Source organism: Psychrobacter piscatorii (assembly GCF_043641605.1).
GTDB lineage: Bacteria > Pseudomonadota > Gammaproteobacteria > Pseudomonadales > Moraxellaceae > Psychrobacter > Psychrobacter piscatorii_C.
This window is the reverse complement of the sequence record NZ_JBHZRK010000020.1, coordinates 35,692-44,466: the sequence shown is the minus strand read 5'-3', so window position 1 is coordinate 44,466 and position 8,775 is coordinate 35,692. Positions and strand designations below refer to the sequence as shown.

Genomic DNA, 8,775 nt, shown 5'->3' with positions numbered 1-8,775 from the left:
ATAACCTCAAATATATCATCTTGCTTTGGCTGTCACCCTCCTTTATTTCTTCAGCATACTTTCTGACACACCACCTTTTTTGTTTGTCATGTAGATTGGGTTTTTATTATCTACTTTTTCATTAGATTGCTTAGGCTTTTTTTGTCGTCATTTAGCGTAGGTATTTCAACCATTTTGAAGTTAGCACTTAGTACATCCTCACAAGACGTTAAGTTTCTGACAATACTGGGATAGTTTACTATGAAGACCGGCTTAGTCGTCAGATGCAAGGTTTTACACGCGCTGTTAAGAAGCGGTAAATCATCTTTCTGAGAGAATACGATAATGAAAAGACAAACCTACACTCCTGAGATTAAAGAACGCGCCGTTCGTATGCTGATTGAAGCATTAAACGATTACACCTTTATGTGGTCATGTCATAAAAAGCACACTAATGAAACTATACTAACCAACATTCAAGACTAAGCTACACATACTAAAGAGCTTGAACATGAGAACAAGAAGCTTACGTAAGCCAGTTAGATTACAGTAAAATCCGCTTTTTTCGCCCAAGGAGAGATAGGACACACAATCAAGTTGTGGCTCAGTTTATTGATAAAAATAAGTGGGTCTACGGTATTAGAGCAATATTGACTGTGCAATATAGAAAATATGCAATAAACTTATTTTCTACCTTTAATAAAATGCAGCAACCTAAACAAGGGTAAATTATGAGTAATTCAGATAACCACAGTCATCAAGCTCCAGACCCTAAAAATATGAATAAAGCTTTTTATATTGGGATTGGTCTAAATTCTGCATTTACGCTCATCGAGTTTATAGTGGGCTATTCAACTAATTCATTAGCTTTAATCGCAGACGCTAGCCACAACTTAAGTGATGTTGCCAGTTTAATAATCTCGTTAATTGGAATGAAATTAGCACAGAAAGCATCTACTACGCTTTATACCTATGGCTACAAAAAAGCTTCTATAATGGCGTCTCTTATTAACGCCATATTGTTAGTTACAATCGTTATAGGTATTGCGTATGAGGCCTTGGGTCGATTTGATACGATACCGGAAGTTGCAGGAAAAGTTATTATTATTACAGCTCTAATAGGTGTATTTATAAATACTGTTTCTGCTTTTGCATTCTACAAAGGTCAAAAAGACGATATTAATATCAAAGGTGCTTTCTTGCATCTAATGGTAGATGCATTGGTCTCTGTAGGTGTCGTTATCTCGGGCATTATTATTTACTATACAAGTTGGAATATCGTTGATCCTCTAGTTAGCTTGATTATTTCAGTCGTTATACTGTTATCGACTTGGGGTCTACTAAAAGAGAGTATCAAGCTTGCTATCGACGGAGTACCTCAAAATGTTGATCTCAGTAAAATCACTGCTATCTTAGAGAGCTATAATTTTATTCAAAACTTTCATCATTTACATATCTGGGCTTTGAGTACCACTGAGAATGCTCTTACAGTTCATATTGTACCGAAGACCGATATAACGTTTGAAGAGACTATTACTATGAAAGAAAACATCAAGGAAGATTTGGCGCATCAGAATATACAACATGCAACTATTGAATTTGGTACTAAGGCAGATGACAATCAAAAATCGCGTGCATTAAATGAAAGTATCAACTAAAAGATGATAGACCGTATATAGCTATCTCTTTTTAAGTATGAGGCGCGTGCCTTATGTCAACATAATTTTTTCAATCAGTTCTTATGTGATCAATAGTTTAAAACTTTTATATTTACGTGCGTTAGGACGTTACCTAGAAAAAATAAAAAACTTACGCTGATTAAATTATTATGATTAAGTTTACTATTACCCTCGTCTTCTAAGTGTGGTTAGACCTTTGCCAAAATAGCTTATTAGTAATAACAGGGTTATTATTATCAAGATAGGATAATTTCCCATAAGCATAAAGGGCGTGTTACCAACCCGTGCCTGTATCTCACCACGTAGTACAGTACGCTCAAACTGCGGTGCGCGTTTTACAATACGACCTTTATGGTTAATGATAGCGGTAACACCAGTATTGGTCGCTCGAATAAACCAGCGCCCGTTCTCAAGCGCGCGCATTTGTACCATTTGCAAATGTTGCAATGGTCCTGCTGAAGTGCCAAACCAGGCATCGTTAGAGACGGTCAACAAAAAGTCAGTATCGATGGCATTTTTACGCGTGGTATCTGGATAAGCTACCTCATAACAGATAGCCGTCCCTATATTGTGTTCACGCACCTTTAGCGGTGACTGCTGATCACTACCACGACTATAGCTCTTAATATCCTGACTACCGGCCAAACTTGGGAAAATATCGAGCACGCCTTCAAATGGAATATACTCTCCAAAAGGCACTAGACGCTGCTTCTTGTATAGGCCTTCCGCTTCTACACCTCGAGCAATCACGCTATTGTAAAATGGGGGATACTTATCCGTACTGGCATTGAATGCCGCTTTATCCTTATAAGGGATACCAGTTATCCATGTCGTATTGGTCGCATTGGCCATTTCTATCATTTCACTAATAAAGCCCGCAGCCTCATCCTGAAACATCGGAATAGATGATTCAGGCCACACCACCACATCACGTCCCCACTCAGTGCGCGTTAACTTCGCATAAATCTTTAGCGTTTCTACTTGATATTGCGTCAGCCACTTTATATCTTGTGAAATATTACCTTGAATCAATGACACTGACAGATCAGGTGTGCCCTTAGGTTTTGTCCATTGCGGATTGACCAGCCATAATGATGTGCTAATGGCTAATAACAGTACAGAAACGACGGCATAACTACTGCGTCGAAGCAGTAGCTCTACTAAACTTGCAGCCAATAGTATGGCAACAAAAGAGACGGCAAAAACACCAGCAACGGGTGCTAAGGACGATAACCAATACTCTTCAGTAAATGCATAACCAACAAATAGCCACGGAAAGCCTGTGAATAACCAAGTTTTTAACCATTCTTGTAGCACCCAAAGAGCAGCAAATGAAAAGGGTTGTTTGCCTACCATACGGTTAAAGACTAGTGCTAAAAATCCATGAAACAGTCCCATACCGAGACCCATCAATCCAATCATAATCAATGCGAGCCACGTTGGAGTATCGCTATAATCATGGATGGCAGTATAGAGCCAAAAGCCGCCGACGCACCATAGCCCCATACCGTAAGCTTCACCGATAATAAAAGCGCGACGACCACTCATATTTGGTACCAACAGCGCATATAAAATCGCTGGTGACACTATTGCTAGCGGCCAGAACCCATGAGGCGCTAGCGCAAATAAAAAAATAGCCCCTGCAAGCCATGCTGCTACTAGCGTAAACCATAGCGGTAATTGATTTGAGTGAGTACTCAAACGCTTTTGTAGATTAATAGTAGACAGGCGCATCGCAAATTATCCAAAATTATGAGTTTTGAATTTTTAGTCAAAATCCAAAACTCGGATAGACCTGTTAATACTACAGGCAGCATTTCAAAATGAAAACTGCTTATGATACCAGTCCGCACTGCTCAATGGATAAATTTACGTACTCCGTTTGATGGGTTATTATGCTACATTACCAAACGATATGAAGTGTTACTTGACCTTCTATAGCTCACAATATCTACAGTACATGAGAGAGCACTATGACCCCCTTAAAAATAAAATCCAGTCTTATATTCAATCGTTATCTGTCTAAGGGGTTGCGTAGTACGTTAGTATTACTTGCCGCCTCATCACTATTTGCTTGTAGCCAACCGAGTAGTGGCGTATCTGATGCAAGCACAACATCGGCATCAACTGAAGATGTTTTGGCTGTTCCAAAGACAGCTGAACCAAACGTTATAAATAATTCTATGATGACATCAGTAAGTAAACCAGACTTACTAAAAAACGTATCAGCCACTGTCTATAAAGATGCCAATTGCGGCTGCTGTAAAGAATGGATAAGTCATGCAGAAGATAATGGTCTAAGTGCAACCGCGCAAGATGTTGCGGACTTAGCCGTATTTAAAGAGCGCTACAGCGTTCCAAATGAAATGCGTTCTTGCCATACTGTAGTCACTACGGATGGTTACGTCTTTGAAGGTCATGTACCCGCTAAATATATGGCGCAGTTTTTAGAAAATCCGCCAGTACAAGCTATGGGTCTTGCCGTACCTGGCATGCCTATTGGTAGCCCAGGTATGGAGTATCAAAATAAATTCATGCCCTATCAGGTTATGCAGCTCAATAAAGACGGGACAACCCAAGTTTATGCTGATATTGAATCGGTAGAGCAGCAATTATAGTGTGTTAGCAGTTAAGAATACTTTGATTATAGTGTTAGCGTTAAAAGTAAATGAGGTAGGTATAAGACTGTTCTATTGCTTATAAAATGATTCTTCATCAAAAAATTCATTAGCTATTGCGACTTTAAAATTAAAAATAACTTTGAATTTGTAACTTTTGATGACAATGTAAGCGAATTTATCGGTTATTAACCCTTAAAATAGATAAATGACTAAGGGTTAATACAAGAATATACAGGATGTATCGAAACAATTACGTAATATTACATAAGCTAGTAGGGAATTAGCATCTATATTAATATTATAAATTATTATATTATCTTAATAATTAGTTAGACCCTATATAGGGTAATTACTTCATCCAATAGAAAAACGTCTGAGGGTTAAATCTAAATTATAGATTTAACCCTCAGACGTTTTTTTGCTTATAAAACAGTAGAAATTGTGGTCAATCTAGTCAGCTATATTCTGTACATGTTACACAAACTTACATTGTAAAATGTGGGATATTAGCAATTTTTTCAACATCAAAAAAGTATTTTTGGGGTTTTTAAGGGTGATGACAGGCTAAACAGCCTATGCTAAAGTCGGCTTTGTGTTTTGGTCAGCAGCTTGATTTGTAACAGCTTCGTAAGACTTCAATGAGCTGTGATCGCCAATAATTATTTTTTATATGAATAATATGCAGCAGAAGTATCAGTCACTATGACGTATATATACTTGTGTTGTTGAGATTTAATTGACTGCGCTGTTGTTGATAACAGACGATTTTGAATTAACCGTAGGTATTAGATTTATGAAACAGGCTTTATTGATTTTGTCAGTACTGGGTATGGGCATAGCACAAACGAGTGGTGCTGCTATCACAATCTCTCAAACAAATAATACCATCACCAATACTTCTGTGGCATCAAACTACGGTTCATCAAAAAACATCTATAGCACCAAAAGTGGTGCTTATGTTTCTAATAATGATGAAATTAGTCAAGCAATTAGCAACCTAAGTGCGCAGGCCAAGCAAAAAGAGAATCAGCTTTCATCATTAAACAGCCGCTTATACGCTGAAAAACAACAGCAGCAAGTCAATAAGGTTCCTGACAGCAATTCAGCCCCCGCTATCGCTGCTGCTCGCGCCTCAAAAGTGGCTTTATCTGGCAGCTCTGGATATTGTGCCCGTTACGTACGTAAAGCACTACAATCAGCTGGTTATGAATTTACACCCAATCCTTCAGCCTATCAGTACGCCACTCGTGGCACGCTTGATAAAGCAGGTTTTAGCAAAATCAGTAATGATATGCCAACCCAAGTAGGTGATGTTATTGTCTATGATCGCTCATCAAAGCGCCCGCATGGCCATATCCAAATATTTGATGGCGAAAATTGGATTTCTGATTTCCGTCAGAACAGCATCAGCCCATACAGTGGTGTCTATGCTTATACGACATGGCGCGATTCAAAATACGTGGATGACGCATCCGCATCAGATCGTAATATCTACCTTGCTATGAATGATAAATAAGACTTTCTAAGTCAGCACAACATAGTTGTTATTTCCTCCAACCCAGTAGTGATCTTAATATCATTGCTGGGTTTTTTTGTGCTTAACATCAGGGCGTATTTAACCTTTCATGATTTGATCCGTCAGAAATGAACACTACTGATATCATTACTCATGACAGGAGTTATCGACAAGCGCGTTTAAAATGCCACATGATGACGCTGGTGCACTACTTGCACATTTCTGGCGCAAAACGGTCAAGTGATGCTTTAAGTGCATCAGTTCTTCCATTCGTATTTCCACAGCATGAATGTGCTCATCTAGCAAGTTATTCACATCGCCGCAGTCCTTGTCAGGCGACTCCCAGTATTCAAGTAAGATTCGCACATCATCTAAAGCCATATCGAGCGTACGGCAATGTAGGATAAATTGTAGACGCTCAATGTGCTCTTCATTATATAAACGATAATTCCCTTCGCTACGAAAAGGCTCGGGTAATAAACGCTCTTTTTCATAATAGCGAATGGTTTCTACTGTGGCACCTGTGCGTTTAGCGAGCTCACCAATTTTGATTGTCATAACAACCTCTATGATTTAAATAATTAAAGTGGCTGTAAAGACTAGCGCTAGAGAAATTAAAATTACGAAACTGTAGATAAATAACCTTGACTCTAAAGCCACTATAGGGTTCATAATATCATTATTCAAAGGGTAAATTATTATGAAATATCATATTGAAGGTATGGACTGTGCCAGTTGCATCGGCAAGATTGAAACAGCTTTGAAACGTATGCCTGGGGTTTCTGATGTTCAGCTGAATTTCGCTACAGAAACGCTAGAGCTAAATTTAGCCCCTGGTGCGCCGACTCAGGCTAGTGATATCGAAAAAACAATCAAAAGCCTAGGGTTCGGCATCTCTGCCAATACTGGTCAACAAACTGTATCGGCTATTGATATTGACAGCGACAATCAGATGGCTCCGCAGGATAAGCAATGGTGGCAAACTCAAAAAGGCAAACAGGTTGTTGGCCTCGGTATTTTGATGGGCAGCGCTTATGCACTGTCACTACTGTTGCCCGCTTATGGGATATGGGTGTTTGCCATCGCTGTGATTGTAGGCGTTTTTCCATTTGCGCGCAAAGCCTTAGCACTGGCTAAAACAGGTTCATTCTTTTCAATTGAAACGCTGATGTCCGTCGCCGTGCTTGGCGCACTTATCATTGGTGAAGCTGAAGAGGCCGCAGCAGTTGTCTTTTTGTTCTCAATCGGTGAACTGTTTGAGAGTATCGCTGCTGATCGCGCTCGCGCTGGCATCAGAGCCTTATCATCGCTGGTTCCGAAAAGTGCAATTTTACTTGATGCTCAAGGTGGGCAGCGTAACGTTCCAGCGACTTCATTACAAGTGAATGACCTTGTGCTGGTGCGTCCTGGAGATAGGGTATCTGCTGATGGTTCCATTGTTCAAGGTGCGTCCAGCCTTGATGATTCGCCCGTGACGGGAGAGTCTGTTCCTGTTGCCAAGACGATGGGTGACAATGTATTTGCAGGGTCAATTAACATCGATGGTGTGCTCCAAGTGCGCGTAGAAAAGACAGCCGCCGATAACACCATTTCGCGCATTATTGAGCTGGTAGAGCAAGCCCAAGCCTCCAAAGCACCCACTGCCCGTTTTATTGAGAAATTCAGTCGCTATTACACACCGGCAGTGATGGCTATTGCCGCACTAATTATTATCATTCCACCGTTAGCCATGGGTGGAGATTGGTCGACTTGGTTGTATCGCGGTCTAGCACTGTTGCTGATTGCCTGTCCCTGTGCTCTTGTACTATCAACACCCGCTGCCATCGCCTCTGGTCTTGCTGTTGGTGCGCGCCGTGGCTTGCTGATCAAAGGCGGTAGTGCTTTAGAAACTATCGGCCAAGTGAAGACGGTCGCTTTTGACAAGACAGGCACTTTAACTGAAGGCAAACCACGCGTGACCGATGTTGTTGCCTTTACACAAGAGGACTCAAGTATTCAAGGTCAGAATTCTCAAGGTCAAGATGAGATATTGGCACTTTTTGCCAGTGTGGAGACTGGTTCTAGTCACCCACTTGCTGAAGCCATTGTCAGCCATGCTGAAGCCGCTAAAGTTGTTATACCTGTGGCTTCCAAAGCTTCTGCTACTGCGGGTAAAGCGGTACACGCAACTGTCGCGGAGCGCGCGCTAGCTATCGGTTCGCCTGTTTACGCAGCCGATGAGGCATTGATTTCATCCACACAACAGGCGCAAATTGAGGCGCTGCAAAATGAGGGTAAGACCGTCTCTGTTCTTTTCGATGAGCAAAACCGTGAAGTGCTTGGATTAATCGCGCTAAGAGACGAATTACGAGACGACGCTCATGAAGGTGTGGCTCAGCTCAAAGCGATGGGTGTGCGCTCCGTCATGCTAACAGGCGACAACCGCTTAACCGCTCAAGCACTTGCCAGTAATTTAGACGTGGAATGGGAAGCTGAGCTGTTGCCTGAGGACAAACTGCGCCTGCTTAACGAGATGAAGAACAACCGCAAAATAGCGATGGTTGGTGATGGTATTAACGATGCGCCAGCGCTAGCAACTGCCGATGTTGGCATCGCGATGGGTGGTGGTACCGATGTGGCCATTGAGACGGCCGATATCGCATTATTAAAAAGTCGTGTTACGGATATGGCTCATCTCATCGCACTTTCACGTGCCACCATGCGCAACATTCATCAGAACGTCATTTTCGCTTTGGGTCTCAAAGGCGTCTTTCTGATCACGACCGTATTCGGCATTACTGGACTATGGATTGCGGTTCTAGCTGATGCTGGAGCAACAGTGCTCGTTACTCTTAATGCGTTACGTTTACTGCGCTTTAAGGGAGCGCCTCCACTGGTAAATCCGCCTAAAGTAGTTAAATAAAACCCTTCGAAATCAATTAAAAACTAGAGATAGCAGCAGATTTCGGGGGTGGGTTCTAATAATAAAAATTCCACCGCC

6 protein-coding genes are annotated in these 8,775 nt (G+C 41.3%); 4 read left to right on the top strand and 2 right to left on the bottom strand.

What is annotated here, in order from left to right; genetic code table 11:
• The first annotated feature begins 710 nt into the window (after positions 1 to 710).
• Positions 711 to 1,637, top strand: coding sequence for a cation diffusion facilitator family transporter (locus ACHUET_RS14110; RefSeq protein ID WP_058025953.1), 927 nt, complete (start codon positions 711 to 713; stop codon positions 1,635 to 1,637).
• A 186-nt stretch (positions 1,638 to 1,823) separates the two neighbouring features.
• Here the strand turns inward: ACHUET_RS14110 and lnt are convergent, their stop codons facing one another.
• On the bottom strand, positions 1,824 to 3,392 hold the full coding sequence (gene lnt, locus ACHUET_RS14105) for an apolipoprotein N-acyltransferase (protein ID WP_068039556.1): 1,569 nt from the start codon (positions 3,390 to 3,392) through the stop codon (positions 1,824 to 1,826).
• A 239-nt stretch (positions 3,393 to 3,631) separates the two neighbouring features.
• Here lnt and ACHUET_RS14100 point away from each other — a divergent pair, with 239 nt between their 5' ends.
• Both ACHUET_RS14100 and ACHUET_RS14095 read left to right on the top strand, forming a co-directional pair.
• A complete protein-coding gene (locus ACHUET_RS14100; RefSeq protein ID WP_082894290.1) occupies positions 3,632 to 4,276 on the top strand; it encodes a DUF411 domain-containing protein in 645 nt (214 codons plus the stop codon).
• A gap of 796 nt (positions 4,277 to 5,072) precedes the next feature.
• Complete coding sequence (locus ACHUET_RS14095) at positions 5,073 to 5,795, top strand: CHAP domain-containing protein (protein WP_057758750.1); 723 nt, start codon at positions 5,073 to 5,075, stop codon at positions 5,793 to 5,795.
• A 147-nt stretch (positions 5,796 to 5,942) separates the two neighbouring features.
• On the opposite strand, the gene cadR is transcribed toward ACHUET_RS14095, so the two are convergent.
• Positions 5,943 to 6,353, bottom strand: a complete 411-nt coding sequence (cadR, locus tag ACHUET_RS14090) for a Cd(II)/Pb(II)-responsive transcriptional regulator (protein ID WP_007394845.1) — start codon at positions 6,351 to 6,353, stop codon at positions 5,943 to 5,945.
• 142 nt (positions 6,354 to 6,495) lie between these two features.
• On the opposite strand from cadR, the gene ACHUET_RS14085 reads away from it, so the two are divergent.
• The gene (locus ACHUET_RS14085) at positions 6,496 to 8,697 is read left to right on the top strand and encodes a heavy metal translocating P-type ATPase (protein WP_102083145.1); all 2,202 of its coding nucleotides are present in this window, start codon (positions 6,496 to 6,498) and stop codon (positions 8,695 to 8,697) included.
• Positions 8,698 to 8,775 lie beyond the last annotated feature (78 nt).